Genomic DNA, 18090 nt, shown 5'->3' on the forward strand with positions numbered 1-18090 from the left:
GATTACTCTCCTGCCATCTCTACATATAATGCGCCGTCTTCAACAATCACTGGGAAAGTTTTGATTGGATCAGTTGCAGGTAGACATAATGCTTCACCTGTTTTTAAACAGAAACGTGCTGAATGCAATGGACATTCCACAGTACCGTCATCTTCCAGATAGCCTTCAGACATAGAAGCATTACCATGACTGCATTTATCGTTCATAGCGAAGAATTCACCGCCATTGTTAAATACAGCCAGCGCTTCGATACCGTTTACGTCACAATCTACTTTTAACGCTTCGCCTTCGTCTAATTCGTCAACTTGGCAAACAAAAATCTTATTCATTAGAAGAACACACTCAGGTTATGTGAGCTATATGTCGCTTGATCAAGCGTGATCTTACGGTTGAAGATCTGGAAGCCGAGGCCGCCTTCAACTTTACGGATCTTGTCATGACGTTTACCGCAGTAAATGACAATGTCTTTCTCTTTTTGCGTACGATATAGCAAATAGGTTACGTACACGTCGTATTCGCCTTCAACTTCAGTTGGCTCTACGATCACGTTGCTCACCATGTGGGTGGTACGTGATGGAGGCTCTTCAGCCCAAGCCATACCGGTTTCCAGACGCGCTACACGACGCTCTAAAAGGTCTTTTGAATCGTTGAACACCCAAGTGGTAGGTGGTTCAACTGAACGACGACGGTCACGGGTTTGTGCGTTTGGTGTGGTACGTAGCGTGTAAGAAATATCTTCAGCTAACGTATCCAACCATTCGCGGAATTTCCAATCGTCTAGCAATTTTGCTTCGCGATACAGGAACTGACTAATTTGGTGATGAAGTTCTAAGCTGATTTGACTCATTTCATAAGCTCCTTCTCATATTCGTCAGCTGCTTTTTCCACGTCTTCCCATTTTTCATGGATCAATAAATCTGCCCAGCGGCGGTACATACCACGTGCTGCAGTTTCAGAGAAAATGTAGTTGGTGATACCCGGGATACCATCTTCACGTACTTTTTCGTTGCCTTTACCCATTTCCATAATGAGTTTATTTTGACGCGCTTTGTAACCACGTAAAACTTTTTGAATTTCAATCCAGTTCTCAGAGTCATCTTGCTCGAGGAAACCGGCTGGACCAAAGGCACGCGTTGCAGAACGTTCAAATGCTTCTTTCACTTCTTGAGATGCTTCAGCATCCGCAATACAGAATGCCCATACTTCGGTTTTGTTTGGACCACGTGGATGCCATACGCGAAGTGTTGCAGTACCGTTCAACCAAGACAAAGTTGGGAACATGGTGTTGTGACCTGCAAGACGCAGTGCACGAGTCTCGCCTAGGCGCTCTTTAACTTCGTCGTAAGTTTCACGGAAGTAGTTGGCAACTTCACCGTCAACCCATACGTTTGCGTCTGGTTTCTCTGTGAAGAAGAAGCCTGAACCATGACCACGTGAACCGTACTGGATCGCGTCTTTGGCAGTTTCCCAAACTGGACGAGCCGTTTGTGCAGCACCTAATTTCTTAGAAGATTCGTCGTCTGGTTTCGCGCCCAATACTTGGATCGCAGAAGCGTGAGAGAACAAGGCGTGGTATTGGTCAGATGCGAACTGTTCAGCCGCAAATTTCCAGTTACACTCGATTTCCCACTTGTGGACACCACCGATAATTTCTGTACCACCTGGACGACGGTCAACAACGCCATCTAAGTACCAAGCGATATCGCCCATGTATTCTTCAAGATCAGGTGTGGTTTCATCCCAACAAGCGAATACCAAGCCTTTGTAAGACTTCACACGATTCACTTCAACCAGACCCCATTGCTCTTTACATGCACCATGTGGGTAAGCACGATCTTCAAGCGGGATATCTTTTAAAGAACCGTCAATGCCGTATGACCAGCCGTGGTACGGGCAAGTAAATGCACGGGTATTACCACAGTCAGCGAAGCTTACACGCATAGAACGGTGACGGCACTGGTTTAAAAATGCTTTGATTGAGCCATCTTTTTGACGTGCCACAATGATTGGATCTTCGCCCATGTAGGTGTTGAAGAAATCACCAGCCTTAGGAATTTGGCTTTCATGGCAAAGGAATAACCAAGTACGACCGAAAACACGTTCGAGTTCTAATTCGTAAATGTCAGGATCTGTATAAATAGATGGCGTAATACGTCCATTTTGTGCATCGACTAAAGCATCGATTTCGCGCACATCAATTTTTCCACTCATGAAAAGCTCTCCTGTGACCTATCTTTGGCACAAAGTAATAGACTCAACTTTTCAACGATGATGGATTTGACAGCGTTTTTCGGGAAATATTTTTTTTGTTTCAATTAAGAGCTTAAAGCAATTATTAAGCACGTGAATTTTTATATTAAAACATCTATTAATTCCGCCAGAGCATTTAGTTTATGAATGGGAAAATAATCTTCACGACATAGTTGTTTATAGATTATACTTTGAGGAAATTATAGTAAGACATTTTTTGGATTACTCTTTGGGTTGATGACATGGAATTACGACACCTTCGCTACTTTATCACCGTTGCTGAAGAGCTCAATTTTAGTAAGGCAGCACTTAAACTTTATACGGCTCAACCCTCACTTAGCCAGCAAATCAAAGACCTGGAAGAAGATGTCGGGGTAAAGCTACTCAACCGAACCAAACGTAAAGTAGAGCTGACCGAAGAAGGCGCCGTATTCCTGGAACAGGCTCGTCTCACCCTGGCACAGGCGGACAAAGCCGTTGCCATGGCACGTCAGGTGTCACAGGCCAAGCAGCAAATGCTCCGCATCGGTTTTGTACCGGTGGCCGAGATGAAAATCTTCCCGTATATCTTGCCAAATCTACGTGTACAGAACTCGGATTTAAAAATTGAACTGCTCAGCCTGAACAACAATGAGCAAATGCGTTTGTTAAAAAAAGGTGATCTAGATCTGACATTTACCCGTCATAATTTCAATAGTGATGAAATTGAAAGCCAGTTCGTGATTCGTGAACCGCTGATTTTTCTCCTGCCTAAAGATCATCCCTTAGCAAAATACGAAAGAATTCCTGTTAAAGCATTGAATGGTATTGATTTTATTATTCCATCAGCAGAGCAGTCCTTGACCCTGAACCAGGCTATTCTGGACTTTGCCAAAGCCAACGGCATTGAACTCAATATCGTGCAAAAGGCCGATAATATTTTATTTAATATCAACTCGATCGGAATGGGCCTAGGCTGTACCATTTTGCCTGGCTATATTGCACCACTAACCATGGATAATACCGTGATTCGTCCGCTGGACGTGGAGTTGCCCTATTTAGACCTGTATGTCAGCTACCATAAAAACAACAAATCCTATGTCGTGAGCAAATTTCTTGAGCTTTTGACCCGTGTGTTCTATCTGGATATTAACCGTAGCGAACAAAATTAATCCTATTTCTTCCCTGCATTAGGCATATGCCATTCAACTTATGATAGGCATGTGCTTTTTTTGTTTTATTATTTTATGCTTAAGAATCCATTTTTAATTCTATTTTATAATAAAGAATCTATTTCTGGCGCTTAAATTTTTCACTTGCCCTTGACCCAAATTGTGTATTTTTAGCTCTAAATGTACTGCATTTACCACTTAAGTCTAATAAAGTTTCATTCGGATTTTTCTCAGTTTAAATAGCTCAAGCCTATAAAAATTATTAGATTTTTATATTTATTCAAATAAATGAGAATCAAACTCACTTAGGTGCGCTACCTTAAATATTTCCGATATAAAAAAGGATGACCAAAGCCATCCTTTTTTAAAACTATATCAAACTTATTTTACGCCGTGAACAGCCAGGTAGTTTTTGATCACAGTGTTGAACTCATCTGCTTTTTCAACTTGAGACCAGTGACCGCATTGGCTGAAGATATGTGCATCAGCATTTGGCACGATGTTCAGGATGTCCCAAGTACGAGAAACCGGAATCACCACGTCTTGCGTACCATGAATCAATAGTACAGGCACAGTAATGTCTTTCATTTTTTCGAAGTCTAATGGGAATTCGAAACGGTCACGGTCACGTGCGCCAACCACATCCATTAAACGATTTGATGCATAGTCATTTGCAGCAGAAGCAAAACGTACTTTTACCAGTTCATCTGTAATCAGGTCTTTGTTTACGACAAACATAGAAAGGGTTTTCTTGATTCCTTCTTCTGTAAGAACTGGGTTTGCGTGAGCTTTAAGTGCAGCTGTCTGTTTCGCACCGCCCGTACCCATAGACACGATACCCAAAATACGATCTGGATAATCCAATGCCATCTGGAATGCTAACCAGCCACCCAGAGAGTTACCGACCAACCAGGTTTTTTCGATACCCAAAGCGTCTAGCGTACGAATCGCATGATCTACCCAGGCACGGATACCATATTCAGTACCCGGCGCAACCACAGTTTGGCCATAACCAACGGTATCAATCGCGATACAACGCGCCTGCTCGCCAATTTGTGGCAGGTTTAACCACCAGTTTGCTGCAGCCGATACACCTGTACCTGAACCGTGTAAAAATAGAATAGGCGTACCTTCACCAATTTCGTGGTAATGGGTCAACTCGCCTTCAGCGGTTTCAATCCATTTGTCTTCTAAGCCAAAGAATGGATCTGTTTGATAGTCAGGGATTTGAACAGTGCTCATATTGCTTCCTCTTACAGTCTTTCGCTTGCGTGTCCCTCTATTTTCAAGAATTCGACGTCAAGTTGACTCATTAAAATGACTTGTGTACACCCTTATATTAACCGCTCAGCCGCAGCAAACTGATACAAAATTACGATTGCACCCTACAAAATAGATATAATTTAAGTATTTGTTTTATATATTAATTTAAAATAAAACACTACTCAATCTAAGCCTTTAATGAAACAATGCAACGCTTAAACCAAAAAGCAGCCAGAAGACTGACTGCTTTTAAAATATACGGGTATTAGAATTTATGCGTATAAGTGGTGGCGACACGGTATTCTTGCAGGTCTGGTTTTGCTGGATTGGCAAAATTCACATCAATATACATTCCCTGTATACCCAAACCTTTTAATTTACCTTCTGGCACAGTGTAATTAACAATTGCATTTACTTCATCTGTGTTGAAGTTTTGACCTTGATACGCCCCAGTACCTTTCTGATCATAACCTTTGAAATATACGGCTGTTGCGTTTAAGCCTTTTGCACCCATTTCAGAGAAGTCATAGCCATAAGAAACACTCCATGACTTTTCTTCTGGCGCGGTAAAGGTCGCTACCCCCCAGTTCGCCAGATAAGGCTGTGGCACCCAGCCACCCAATGTCGGGAATGCGCTATCACCAAACATTTGCTGGTAACCCACACCTACGCTATGTGCACCATGATTCACTTTTGCGGCGACAGACACAGCCTGGTTATCGATCTCACCATATAGCTTGTCACCTGACTCCGAGTTATCGAAGTAACGAATATGGCTATCTAATTTGGTTTTTTCACCAAGCGCAGTTTTGTAATTCACACCTAGATAATGCTGTTGATAAATGTCTTGAACATCGGCATACCAATAACTTGCACCCAACTCTTTTGTTAGTTGATGATCTACACCAGCAATCCACATACCATCTGATTCAGCGCCATTATCAAATTGTGGTGGATTAAATTTAGTTAAATCACGGAATTGATTATCATAACGATTGTTAATACCATCAATATACGCCAAAGTTAACTTGGTATCTTTAAGGTCTTTAGACTCTAACCAGGCACCACTATAAGTCGTCAATAACTGACGCGATGGATCGAATACCAAGACTGGAGATACCGGCAATAACTCACCGACTTTCAGTTCAGTTTGTGACACTTTGGCTTTTAAGGTCGCGCCGACTTTACCGAAATGGTCTTTTGACTCTTTGCCATCGTGCGGTAAAACCCAGTCCGGATTTTTATCACGGCCATTGAGTTTGACTGCATGTTGCACCAGTACATCAGCACCAACCTGCACACCACCACCGATATCGTGATAACCGGACTTGGCATCCAGAGTCACCCCTTGTGACCAAGAACCCCAATTACGTGATGAGTAGTCATCTTGATACTGACGGTCTAGATAAAAGTTTTTAAATTTGAGTTGAACATTGCTGTCGTCAATAAAGTCTGCATTCGTTGCAGTTGTCCCTAAAGTTGCTGTCGCAGTAAGCATTGCAATCCATAAATTGTGACGACGCATGATGAGTTCCCCATTCGGCTGATAAAATCCATGCAGCCATCATGCGCAAGTCGGTTTAAATAAAAAATCCGACCACAGTATTAAACTTTTGCTCTTTTAGCTCTGCATATTCCAAGCCCAGATTTAAGCACTCAATCTCTTAGATTTTAAACCGATTAAAGAAAATAAAAATTTGACCAGATATTTAATTCAAATTTCTGTTTCCTTTATTAATAAGCGCAATTTTTTTAAAAACTTTAAGATAATATTTTTTATTTATCGTTTTTATGTTTAAGGAAAAAATTAAACTGAAATAATCTTCACATAGCACTATAACTAAAATATCTGAGATCAGAGTTTTAATATATTATTAAATCTACTTAATAATAAAAAAGCATCCAAATCGGATGCTTTTTTATTAGCCTTATTTTAATACGAATGCATTAAAAATTAAGCTTGTAACTCGCGCGCTTTAGACATGGTTAATGCCAGGTCTTCAATCATGTCTTCCTGACCACCTACCGTACCACGGCGACCAAGTTCCATCAGGATTTCACGTGCAGATACGCCATATTTCGCTTCAGCGCGTTTAGCAAACAACAGGAATGAAGAGTAAACACCCGCATAACCTAAAGTAGCCGCATCACGGTCTGCACGAATTGGGTTGTGCATCATTGGAATCACTAGATCTTCAGCAACATCTTGTACTTTGAACAAGTCAACGCCAGTGTCCATACCCATACGGTTTGCCACAGCGATAAACAGTTCAAGTGGCGTATTACCTGCGCCAGCACCCAAACCTGCAGATGCCAAGTCAACACGTACTGCACCTGCTTGAACAGCAGCAACAGTATTCGATACACCCATACCTAAGTTGTGGTGACCGTGGAAACCAAGCTCAATGCTTGGGTCCAAGTGTTGACGTAAGTGACCTACGCGATCAATAACGTCTTGAGGAAGCATATAACCTGCTGAATCTGTCACATAGATACAGTTTGCACCGTAAGACACCATCTTGTTTGCTTCTTCAAGCAATTTTTCAGGAGATGCCATATGCGCCAACATTAAGAAACCGACGGTGTCCATTTCTAGTTTACGTGCAGCGGTGATGTGCTGCTCAGAACAATCCGCTTCAGTACAATGCGTCGCCACACGAATGGTAGAGACACCAATTTCATGTGCCATTTTCAAATGGTCAACCGTACCGATACCAGGTAAAAGCAATGCAGAAATTTTTGCATTTTTCATACGTGGCACAACAGCGGATAAATATTCTTCATCCGTTGCAGCAGCAAAACCGTAGTTCACTGATGAACCGCCAAGGCCGTCACCGTGCGTTACTTCAATTAAAGGTACGCCGGCATCATCAAGTGCTGTTGAAATTGCAATCATTTGCTCAACAGTCGTTTGATGGCGCTGCGGGTGCATACCATCACGTAAAGTCATATCATGAACAATAATCTTAGACATTTTGGTATTCCTTTAAGCTTCAGCGGTGTTGAACACGTGTTCTGCGAACATTTCTGCAGTACGTGCAGCTGCTGCAGTCATAATATCCAGGTTGCCTGCGTATTTCGGCAGGAAGTCACCCAGACCTTCAACTTCCAAGTAAATTGATACGCGGTTGCCATCAAATACCGGACCATTTACCAGCTTGTAACCTGGTACGTATTTTTGAACTTCCTTGATCATGGCATGTACAGATTCAGTAATCGCTGCCTGATCCGGCTCACCTTCAACCAAGCAATGTACTGTGTCACGCATCATTAAAGGTGGCTCAGCCGGATTAATGATAATGATCGCTTTACCTTGTTTCGCGCCGCCGACTTTCTCGATTGCACCCGCAGTGGTACGTGTGAATTCATCAATGTTTTTACGCGTTCCCGGACCAACCGACTTAGTCGATACAGTTGCAATGATTTCGCCGTATTCAACAGGTTGAACGCGAGAAACCGCAGCCACCATCGGAATCGTTGCCTGACCGCCACATGTCACCATGTTCACGTTTGGTACTTCGCCCGCTTGTAGCAATGCTTCAAGGTTGACTGGTGGTACACAAAATGGACCAATCGCAGCAGGCGTTAAGTCGATCATCAACACGCCAAGTTCATTCAGCTTGCGGCTGTTTTCAGCATGGACATAGGCAGAAGTTGCATCGAATGCAATTTTGATGTCATCAGCAATCACATGAGGAAGCAGACCATCGACACCTTCAGCTGTGGTTTTTAAACCCATTTTCGCAGCACGCGCCAAACCTTCAGAAGTCGGGTCAATCCCCACCATCCAAACAGGCTCTAACCATTCGCTACGTTGTAATTTATAAAGCAAATCAGTACCAATATTCCCTGGACCGATCATTGCACATTTAATCTTTTTCATGAATGTACTCTCTTGGAATCTTGATTATTCAGCAGCGAATGCAGCGGTTACTGAACCGAAGCCTTCAATTTCAACCTTGAATTCATCACCTGGTTGCGCCACAACCATTGGACCTAAAGCACCCGTCAAGATGATGTCGCCTTTTAAAAGCGGACGGCCACGACGCACCATTTCATCTGCAAGCCAAACAGCAGCATTCAATGGGTTTGCAAGACATGCTTTACCCACGCCTTGAGAAACGACTTCCTCACCGCGCGTCATCACCATCTTGCAGTTCACAAGATCAAGTTTTTCTAACTTAACCGGCTGAGAACCCAAGACAAATGCAGCAGAAGATGCGTTATCCGCCACAGTATCAATCAGGCTAATTTTCCAGTTTTCGATACGGCTATCGACCACTTCAATTGCAGGCAGTGCATAATCAGTTGCGCTGATAATGTCTGCATACGTGTGTTTTTCTTTGGTTAAATCCTGGTTAATCACCAATGCGATTTCTGCTTCAACTTTCGGCTGAATCAGAAGGCCGGCTGGAATTGCTTCACCATCGCCATAAGCCATATCGGCAAATAACATACCGAAATCCGGCTGATCTACACCCAGTTGCGCTTGAACGACTTTAGACGTCAAACCGATTTTACGACCCACCAGACGGCGACCTTCAGACAAAGCACGCTCGGTATTCACTTCCTGAACGGCATAGGCGATATCTACGTCAGCACTTTCACCGCCAAGTTCCGGGCGAATCGGTGCAATCGCAGTTTGTGATAATTCAGCGCTACGAAGTGCTTGTGCAACTGATTCAACAACAGCAGAATTCGACATCAATGTTTCCTTAAACTGCAAAAATTAGGCTTATGCCGGGATCTAAGAGGGACAGAAAATATGGACATGATCAGGCTGATCATCCGTATGGACTGCCTTTCTCAGAGCGAGCATAGGAATAAACAGTTTTAGGATGGGAAAAATACGGCGTTTGTGCCAATAGTTATTTTATTTTTTGCTATAGCTATTATCTATAAGAATAATTTATGAAAAACTAAATAAAACAAAATCTTATTATTTAAAACACATCGTTATTTAGCAAAATAACTGCCATAATATGACCGAATAAAATCAGTACAATTACGACTTTAGACTAAAAGATAAGAACCAGCGATTAAATCTGCAGCACTCCCCAGCCAATTCAAACCGGGGAAATACTTGTTTTTCACTGCAACCAAGATAATGGATTAAACTGCTTGTTTCCATTGGACTTTAGCCAACAATGCAGTATGTAAAGCAGCCACATCATCCACGATACAGACTGGATTAAATTGAGCCAAAAGTTCAGGCGCATGCACGCCATAACTTACCCCAACGCTTGGCATGGCAATATTTTTCGCCATTTCCAGATCATAAGACGTATCACCGACCATAATCGCATGTTCAGCCTGCACACCGGTTTCCGCCAGAATTTCTTCTAACATGAGTGGATGAGGTTTAGAATGGGTTTCGCTGGCTGCGCGCGTAGTCACAAACAGCTCCTCACTGTTCGTCTGTTTCAATACACGATCCAGACCTTTACGACTTTTACCTGTAGCAACAGCCAGCTTTACGCCTTGCTGCTGTAAATCTGCGAGCATGTGCGCTACGCCTTCAAACCAGGAATCTCCTGACGAGTTGGCAACATAATGGTCGGAATAAGCCTGCAAAATATCCGTATGTAATTCTGGTACTGCCGGGAATAAACGCTGCGCGACTTCAGGCAAACCTAGGCCAATAATGCTTTTGGCATCTGCATTCGTTAAAGGCTGCTGAAATTGCTGTGCGGCAAACTGCAAACTCGCCACGATTTGACCAACTGAATCAAATAAAGTGCCATCCCAATCAAAAATGACCAATTTTGCAGGTATGTTCATAAAGATTTCCTAGATTTGATTCAGGGTTAAGTAGCTTTAACACCTCTCCCTAGCCCCTCTTTAAGAAAGAGGGGAATTCCCTCCTTTTCAAAGGAAGGTGAGGGTGGATTGAATTTATTAAAAGAAAAAAATAAGTCCTTACTGAGCAGCCGGTTTATCCGCTTTCTGCGCTCTTAACTGCGCCACCAGACTCTGCATATCTTCCGGTAATGGCGCTTCAATCGCTGGATATCCTGGAATGTCCAGACGCATTGCGTGTAAACACAAACGGCGTGGTTTTGGCCCACGATATTCCGTTTCATGCCCATACTTTTCATCGCCTACTAGCGGATGACCAATGCTCAAACCATGAACACGAATCTGATGGGTACGACCAGAAAGCGGAGAGGCATACACCAATGTGGCATGCATAAAACGCTCTTGCACATTCCACTGGGTTTTAGACTCTTTGCCTTCTTTCGGTGACACGCAGACGCGACGTTCACCATTGGCCAGCTCATAACGATGTAAAGGTGCATCAATCAGCTGTTTATCCAGACTGACCTGCCCTTTTACCACAGCGGCATAGGTTTTTTTGATTTTATGTTCACGCAACATATCTTGTAATGTTTTCAACACGCTACGCTTTTTGGAAATCATCACCAGACCGGAAGTATCACGGTCAATCCGGTGAATCAGTTCCAGATACTTTTTACCGGTTGCGGCACGCAAGCCCTCAATCAGGCCATAGGCCACACCGCTACCACCATGCACAGCAATCCCGGAAGGTTTATTCACGACCATCAAACCTTCATCTTCATAAATCACACGGGCCAATAAGCCTTGTGCCACTTTGTCAGAAACAGGTGCAGCAGATTCATCTTTTTGTTCATAGCGAATCGGCGCAACGCGAATCTGGTCACCGATTGCGAGTTTGGTTTCTGCTTTAATGCGTTTTTTATTAACGCGAACCTGGCCTTCACGAATCAGACGATAGATACGGCTTTTTGGCACACCTTTCAGACGACTAAACAGGAAATTATCGATGCGTTGTCCATCTTGATGTTCATCCACTTCAAACCAAGTGACGTTTTGCCATTGTTGCGTAGAATTCATACAGTTACTATGACCCAAAAAATACTAAAATTGATTAAAAACTGATCACTTAGGTTATGCTTTACACAAGAAACATAAGCTTAGCCCATAGGCAGATGATGCAAGGTTTGATATAGTCAGCGCACGGAAACCATCGTTTGTGAGTAAAAGTTGAATCATTTCAGATTTTTCTGAACTTGATTGTTCAATTAAAGACTCACATGATACGGGAAGGTCCCCAAAGAATTATGCCACGCCGAAGGCTTATTATATCGGCAAACAAAGCAAACTGTTGCGTTTAATTGTACCTCAGGTACATAAATCAGTTTGTCTTAAAAAATATGTCGCCAACTTTGTTGGTTTTTAAACGTAAACTGATACACATCAGATTAGTCGCAACCTGAAGACGACTTCAGGCTACAGCGTTGATGCATTGGATCTGCACAGTTTGTAAAGATACGACGACAATTCCGTATCAAGACACTTTCTATAAAGAAGGGATGATCTTCGAGCAATGTGACAGTGAAAGTTACACACATCCAATGCACCGCTCGTCCGCCAGTGAAGCGTTCAGGTGACTTTAATCCGTTTAAAGATTGAAGCCGTATTGCCATCATCAATACGTGAATCAAAAACCGAAGCCCATCTATATTAAATAGAGCTCGGTCATAAAAGACTCAAACCACAATGAAATTCATTGCAGATTTGAGCCATTGATCCGTGATGTGTGATGTTCGCTACGTGTATAGCGATTTTTTGCTGTGTATCACTATAAGGTGTTACACCCATGAAACGTATGTTGATTAATGCAACACATGCCGAAGAAATTCGCGTTGCACTTGTCACTGGTCAGCGTCTTTACGATTTTGATTTAGAAAATCGTACCCGTGAACAAAAAAAATCCAATATCTACAAAGGTCACGTGACTCGCGTTGAACCTTCTTTAGAAGCTGTATTCGTTGAATACGGTGCAGGTCGCCAAGGCTTCCTGTCAATGCGTGAAATCGCGAATTCATATTACAAAGCCGACCCTCGCCAAACTTCGAATATCCGTGAACTGATCACTGAAGGCACCGAACTTCTGGTTCAGGTGGAAAAAGAAGAGCGTGGCAACAAAGGCGCTGCCCTGTCTACTTTTATCTCACTTGCTGGCCGTTATTTGGTATTAATGCCAAACAACCCGAAAGGTGGTGGTATCAGCCGTCAGATTTCCGGTTCAGTGCGTGAAGAACTGAAAGAAATGCTGGCAACACTGAACGTGCCACGTGGTATGAGTGTGATTGTGCGTACTGCCGGGATTGGCCGTTCACAAGAAGAATTGCAACTCGACTTACAACACTTGTTAGACCTTTGGGCACAAATCCAGAGCACGGCAAGTTCAGGCCCATCGCCAATGCTGGTACATCAGGAAGCGGGTGTGGTAACACGTGCCATTCGTGACTACCTGCGTGATGATGTTGCTGAAATCCTGATTGACTCAGAACAAGCCTATAACGAAGCCTATAACTTCGTAAAAGCGGTAATGCCACGTCAGTTAGAAAAACTGAAAACTTATACCTTAAATGAACCTTTATTCGCGCATTTCGCGATTGAAAGTCAAATTCAAACTGCTTATGAACGTGAAGTAAAACTTCCTTCAGGCGGTTCGATCGTAATCGATCAAACTGAAGCTTTAGTGTCAATTGACATTAACTCGGCAAAATCGACTCGCGGTAGCGACGTTGAAGACACCGCGTTAAATACCAATATTGAAGCGGCAGAAGAAATCGCGCGTCAATTACGTTTACGTGATATCGGTGGTCTGGTGGTGATCGACTTCATCGACATGACTAAAGACCGCAACCAGCGTATGGTGGAAGCGAAGCTGCGTGAAGCGACGCAAAGTGACCGTGCCCGTATCCAGTTCGGTCAATTGTCACGTTTTGGTTTGATGGAAATGAGCCGTCAACGTCTGCGTCCTTCTCTTGAAGAAGCGACTGGCTACGTTTGCCCACGCTGCCATGGTACCGGCATGGTTCGTGATCTTCGTTCTTTATCACTTTCGATTATGCGTAAAGTGGAAGAGATCGCGTTACGTGAACGTCATGGTGAAGTTCAAGTCGAAGTTCCAGTCGAAATTGCTGCCTTCTTATTGAATGAAAAACGTCACACCTTGGTCTATTTAGAACAGACTTCAAATGTACGTGTCACTGTGCTGCCGCATCCGCATCTGGAAACACCGCATTATGAAATCACTTATAATGCCGAAGGCTTTGCACCAACCAGCTATGAACGTACTGAAGCAACTCGTTCAAGTGAAAAAGAGTTGGGCTATGAGTCATCTGAATGGCATTTAGAAGAAGAACAACATACGCATGCTGCTGCACCAGCGCCTGCTCAACAGCAAAACAACGGCAGAAACAATAAACGCCGTAACCAGCAAAACCAAAATGCACAGCAAGTACCTGTTGCGCAACAAGCTCCTGCCCAAGCACAAGTTGCTGCTCCTGCATCTAGCCCATGTGCCTGGTTAGAAAACCTCTTTGTTCAAAAACAGGCTGCGACTGTTGATCAATCGCGTACTGCCAACAATGCAGCTGCAGCAATTGAACAAATGATCAATGGCGGTGCGGTGAGCCGTGGTCAGTTCGGTCAATTGTCTGCACCGGTGGCACAACCTGCTCCACAGCAAGTATCTCAACCTGCTGCTCCGGCAAGCAGCAATGCTTACCTGGCACCATCGACTGTAGCGCAAAAACAGGAACGTGATGCTGAAAAACCGGCTGAACGTGATGAAAGAGCACCGCGTCATAACAACAAAAAACCACGTAATCCGAAGCACAAAGAACCGCGTGAGCAGGTTCAGTCTGAAGCTTCCGCTCCTCAGCAACATCAGGTGCATGAAGAAGTGGTTCAGGTATCTCGTCAAGAGCAACGTCATGAAGCACGTGAAAACAAGCGTAATTCTCGCCGTCAGCATCACAACGAGCCATCTCAGCAAAATGATGTTCAAAACAATGAACAACAGCCACAACAGGCAATGCCACGTCGTGACCGCCGTAACCAGCCACGTCAGGAACGTCCAAATCGCCACCGCGATCCAAGCGTGCTGAATGAGCAGGCTCAACAAGCAGCACCTGCAGTCGTTGAAGCTCCAGCAGTCAACGACAAGCAGCTTCGTGTTGAATTGGTTGATGCACCACGTCAAGTCGTGATGCCAACCGCTATGGTCGTGAATATTGACCAGGCAAAAAGCGAAATCGTGGCATTGAATGACAATGCTGCAGTTGCAACGCCAGCGGTTGAAGTTACTGCACTGGCAGATGCGCCAGTTGAAGAAGCCGCGGCTGAAAATGTAGTGGAAGCTGCACTGACAGCCCCTGTTGAAGAAGTTGTGCCAACTGAAGAATCAAGTGCTGAAAAACCACGTGCCAGCAACGATCCGCGTCAGCGTCGCCGTCAGCAGCGTGAAGGCCAGCCTCAACAGGCCACAGTTCAGAAGTTGACTCCGTCACAAGTACCAACATTGGGTCAGTTCACCATTGGTAGCCTGATTCGCCATGTTTATGGTGAAGACTGCTCCGTACTGATTGAACAGTTTGGTTTATTGCCAACCTTCAACCGTGCTCTAGAGAAGTTCACAAAAGAGTACAACGCGAGTCTGGTGGCTGCAGCATCGCCTGCCGCAGAGAAAAAACCGGTTACCCGTGATGTTCAAGTAACCGTAGCCAAGGTTGAAGCAGAGCCTGCTCCAGTTCTGGACCTGACTCCACCAAAACCGGTGTCGGACAAACGTGTCGCAAACGATCCACGTGAGCGTCGCCGTCTAGCTAAACAGGCTGCAGAACAGGCCCTACAACAAGCCAAGCAACAGGCTAAAGTAGAAACAGCTCCGGCAGTTGAAACTGCGCCAGAAGCACCTGTAGCAGCAGAAGCGCAAGCAGAGTCAGCTGAAGCAGCAGCAACTGAAACTCCAGTAGCCACTGAAGTAGCTATTGAAGAAACCGTAAATGCTCAGCCAGCTGAACAAGCCACTGAAACGACGGCACCAGTAGATGCAGCTCCTGCAGAAGAGACTCCAGTGACTGAAGCTCAACCTGAAGATGCTGCGCCAGTTGAAGCAAATGCTGAATCACAAGCTCCTGTTACAGAAGCCCAAGATCAGGCCGAAGTAACAACAGAAGACACTGAAGCCAGCGAAGCTGAAAAAGCGGAGAAACAGGCTGCTCGTCCACGTCGTCCACGTGGTCGTCCACCGAAAAAAGCCAATACTGCAACTGAATCATAATTTGCTCAATTGCAGTCATATAAAAAAACCTAGTCATTTCGGTGACTAGGTTTTTTTTGCTAGATTTAGTCAGAATAGGTTGATTGCACTAGTGTTTTAACGCTAAAAGATGGCTAGCTCGTCTACTGTATATAAATTGAACGTATCGGATACGAAAAATAAATAGGATTCTCATGACCCAAATGAAACCACACGATCTGATTGGGATTGCAGATGTCGCTGCCAAAATCCCGGCTTTCTTGACCAAAGTGCCCAATTTGCTCACTGGTCTAAGACAGGCATATTTACGTACTCCGAACACACCGGCCGGCCTGGGTCTGGCTTTTGAAAAAGCCACCAAGCGTAACCCGGAAGGCATTGCCTTGCGTTTTGAAGAGCAAAGCTATAGCTATGCTGCTCTCAATGCCTGGGCCAACCAGATTGCCCATTTCTATCTATCCTTGGGTGCCAAGAAAGGTGATGTCGTTGCCGTGATGGTCGAGAACCGTCCTGAACTGATTGCCAGTGTAATTGGTCTGGCCAAACTGGGTGTGACGACCGCTTTAGTGAATACCTCTCAAGTCGGCAAGGTGCTGACGCATAGTATCAACCTGGTCAAACCGATTGCCCTGATTGTCGGCGAAGAGTGCCGTCATGCAGTTAACGAGATTCGTAATGACCTGAATATTAGCAGTGACCGCTTACACTGGTTTGCGGATCAAAATACTCAAGCCGATCCGGGTCAGGCGCCTGAAGGCTTTATCAACCTGGCTGAAAAAACCGATCTTGCTCCCAAAGTCAATCCATCAACCACCCATTCGGTGCAGGGCAAAGACGGGCTGTTCTATATTTACACCTCGGGCACGACGGGCCTACCTAAAGCGGTGATCTTTACCAATGGCCGCTGGACGCTCGCTTATGGCACCTATGGGCATGTGCTAAACCTCAATCAAGATGATGTGATGTACTGTACCCTGCCGCTTTATCATGCCACAGGCATGGTGGTGTGCTGGTGCGGTGTCATTGCAGGTAGCAGCACCCTGGCGATTCGGCGTAAATTTTCGACCTCCTCTTTCTGGAAGGATGTACAAAAATTTGATGCCTCTGCGATTGGTTATGTCGGTGAGCTGTGCCGCTATCTGATGGATGCTCCCTCATCTGAACTGGAAAAAGGCCACCGCGTGACCAAGATGATTGGAAATGGGATGCGCCCAAATATCTGGGATAAATTTAAATTCCGTTTTGGCATTCAGGAAGTGCTGGAACTATATGCCTCCAGTGAAGGCAATGTCGGTTTTAGCAATATTTTCAATTTTGACAATACCGTCGGTTTCTCACCCACACCGTATGCCATTATTGCCTTTGATAAAGATAAAAATGAGCCGGTACGAGACCTTAAAGGCCGTTGTAAACGGGTGAAAAAGGGCGAGACTGGTTTACTGATTGGTAAAATCACCCGTCGTTCACCTTTTGATGGCTATACCGACCTCGAAAAAAACAAGTCAGTCATCATGCAGAATGTATTTACCAAAGGTGATGCTTACTTCAATACCGGGGATCTGATGCGTAATATCGGCTTCCGTCATGCGCAGTTTGTCGATCGTCTGGGTGATACTTTCCGCTGGAAAGGGGAAAATGTTTCTACAACTGAAGTGGAAAACATGCTGACCGAGTATGACAAAATCGTTGAAGCGGTGGTGTATGGCGTAGAAATTCCCAATACCAATGGTCGTGCCGGTATGGCCGCGATTACCCTGCAACCCGATGTAAAATTGGATGATGCAGATTTAGCAGCCATGGCCGCTTGCTTTAAAAAATGCTTACCAGCTTATGCAGTACCAGTATTTTTACGCGTACAACAGCAAGTTGAAACCACAGGCACCTTTAAATATCAGAAAAATAAATTGAAAGAGCAAGCATTTGATCCGAGTAAAACCGATGAACGCCTGCTGGTGTTATTGCCAGGTGCAACGGCATATTTCGAGCTCACCGCAGAGATTTTTGCCAATATTCAGGCCTATCAATATCGCTTCTAAGTACTGAAGTTGCCTATTTTTTGTTTAGATAAAGCATAATTGTTGTATTTATAATCAAACATGGGCAACTTTGTTATTTTTTGCTTGCGCTGAAATGAGATCTTGCTACAATACGCTCCATCAAACAAAGTGGTGCTTTAAGCTATTTAGCTTGACTTGCACTGCACATTCAAACCTGGTTTGAATGATGGTTCAGGGTCGTTAGCTCAGCTGGTAGAGCAGCGGACTTTTAATCCGTTGGTCCCGCGTTCGAATCGCGGACGACCCACCACTTATTTGATATTCCTTG

At 44.3% G+C, this 18090-nt stretch carries 13 protein-coding genes and 1 tRNA gene; 4 read left to right on the plus strand and 10 right to left on the minus strand.

Going from position 1 to position 18090, the window contains the following annotated elements; translation table 11 throughout:
* Positions 1 to 2: 2 nt before the first annotated feature.
* From hcaC to hcaE, 3 genes are read right to left on the minus strand one after another with little or no spacing between them, the layout of a single operon-like run.
* Positions 3 to 329 carry a 3-phenylpropionate/cinnamic acid dioxygenase ferredoxin subunit gene (hcaC, locus tag ACNPNW_RS07385; RefSeq protein ID WP_420937798.1) on the minus strand — a complete coding sequence of 109 codons (327 nt, stop codon included), beginning with the start codon at positions 327 to 329 and terminating at the stop codon, positions 3 to 5.
* Positions 329 to 847 carry a 3-phenylpropionate/cinnamic acid dioxygenase subunit beta gene (gene hcaF, locus ACNPNW_RS07390; protein ID WP_004647365.1) on the minus strand — a complete coding sequence of 173 codons (519 nt, stop codon included), beginning with the start codon at positions 845 to 847 and terminating at the stop codon, positions 329 to 331. The genes hcaC and hcaF overlap by 1 nt, the downstream gene beginning before the upstream one ends.
* Positions 844 to 2211 carry a 3-phenylpropionate/cinnamic acid dioxygenase subunit alpha gene (hcaE, locus tag ACNPNW_RS07395; protein WP_004278520.1) on the minus strand — a complete coding sequence of 456 codons (1368 nt, stop codon included), beginning with the start codon at positions 2209 to 2211 and terminating at the stop codon, positions 844 to 846. Before hcaE ends, hcaF begins: the two co-directional genes overlap by 4 nt.
* 281 nt (positions 2212 to 2492) lie before the next feature.
* Between hcaE and hcaR the strand changes: the two genes are divergently transcribed.
* Positions 2493 to 3401, plus strand: coding sequence for a DNA-binding transcriptional regulator HcaR (hcaR, locus tag ACNPNW_RS07400; RefSeq protein ID WP_004278522.1), 909 nt, complete (start codon positions 2493 to 2495; stop codon positions 3399 to 3401).
* A gap of 381 nt (positions 3402 to 3782) precedes the next feature.
* Here the strand turns inward: hcaR and ACNPNW_RS07405 are convergent, their stop codons facing one another.
* The 7 genes from ACNPNW_RS07405 to ACNPNW_RS07435 form a co-directional block, all read right to left on the minus strand.
* Positions 3783 to 4643, minus strand: a complete 861-nt coding sequence (locus ACNPNW_RS07405; protein WP_213686461.1) for an alpha/beta fold hydrolase — start codon at positions 4641 to 4643, stop codon at positions 3783 to 3785.
* Between the two features lie 286 nt (positions 4644 to 4929).
* Complete coding sequence (locus ACNPNW_RS07410; RefSeq protein WP_216986519.1) at positions 4930 to 6189, minus strand: OprD family outer membrane porin; 1260 nt, start codon at positions 6187 to 6189, stop codon at positions 4930 to 4932.
* A gap of 429 nt (positions 6190 to 6618) precedes the next feature.
* Complete coding sequence (gene dmpG, locus ACNPNW_RS07415; RefSeq protein WP_005102984.1) at positions 6619 to 7638, minus strand: 4-hydroxy-2-oxovalerate aldolase; 1020 nt, start codon at positions 7636 to 7638, stop codon at positions 6619 to 6621.
* Positions 7639 to 7650: 12 nt separating this feature from the next.
* The gene (locus ACNPNW_RS07420; RefSeq protein WP_004647362.1) at positions 7651 to 8547 is read right to left on the minus strand and encodes an acetaldehyde dehydrogenase (acetylating); all 897 of its coding nucleotides are present in this window, start codon (positions 8545 to 8547) and stop codon (positions 7651 to 7653) included.
* A gap of 24 nt (positions 8548 to 8571) precedes the next feature.
* Positions 8572 to 9369 carry a 2-keto-4-pentenoate hydratase gene (locus tag ACNPNW_RS07425; protein ID WP_004647361.1) on the minus strand — a complete coding sequence of 266 codons (798 nt, stop codon included), beginning with the start codon at positions 9367 to 9369 and terminating at the stop codon, positions 8572 to 8574.
* 407 nt (positions 9370 to 9776) lie between these two features.
* The gene (locus tag ACNPNW_RS07430) at positions 9777 to 10445 is read right to left on the minus strand and encodes an HAD-IA family hydrolase (protein WP_420937796.1); all 669 of its coding nucleotides are present in this window, start codon (positions 10443 to 10445) and stop codon (positions 9777 to 9779) included.
* A gap of 138 nt (positions 10446 to 10583) precedes the next feature.
* Entirely contained in the window at positions 10584 to 11540 is a 957-nt protein-coding gene (locus ACNPNW_RS07435; protein WP_004278531.1) for an RluA family pseudouridine synthase, read from the minus strand.
* Positions 11541 to 12306: 766 nt separating this feature from the next.
* On the opposite strand from ACNPNW_RS07435, the gene ACNPNW_RS07440 reads away from it, so the two are divergent.
* The 3 genes from ACNPNW_RS07440 (at position 12307) to ACNPNW_RS07450 (ending at position 18072) form a co-directional block, all read left to right on the plus strand.
* Positions 12307 to 15786, plus strand: a complete 3480-nt coding sequence (locus ACNPNW_RS07440; RefSeq protein WP_004647360.1) for an Rne/Rng family ribonuclease — start codon at positions 12307 to 12309, stop codon at positions 15784 to 15786.
* A gap of 173 nt (positions 15787 to 15959) precedes the next feature.
* Positions 15960 to 17801: a long-chain-acyl-CoA synthetase gene (locus ACNPNW_RS07445; protein ID WP_005102975.1), complete on the plus strand. Its 1842-nt coding sequence runs from the start codon at positions 15960 to 15962 to the stop codon at positions 17799 to 17801.
* 195 nt (positions 17802 to 17996) lie between these two features.
* Positions 17997 to 18072: transfer RNA gene (locus ACNPNW_RS07450), tRNA-Lys, on the plus strand.
* Positions 18073 to 18090 lie beyond the last annotated feature (18 nt).

Source organism: Acinetobacter endophylla (assembly GCF_053543775.1).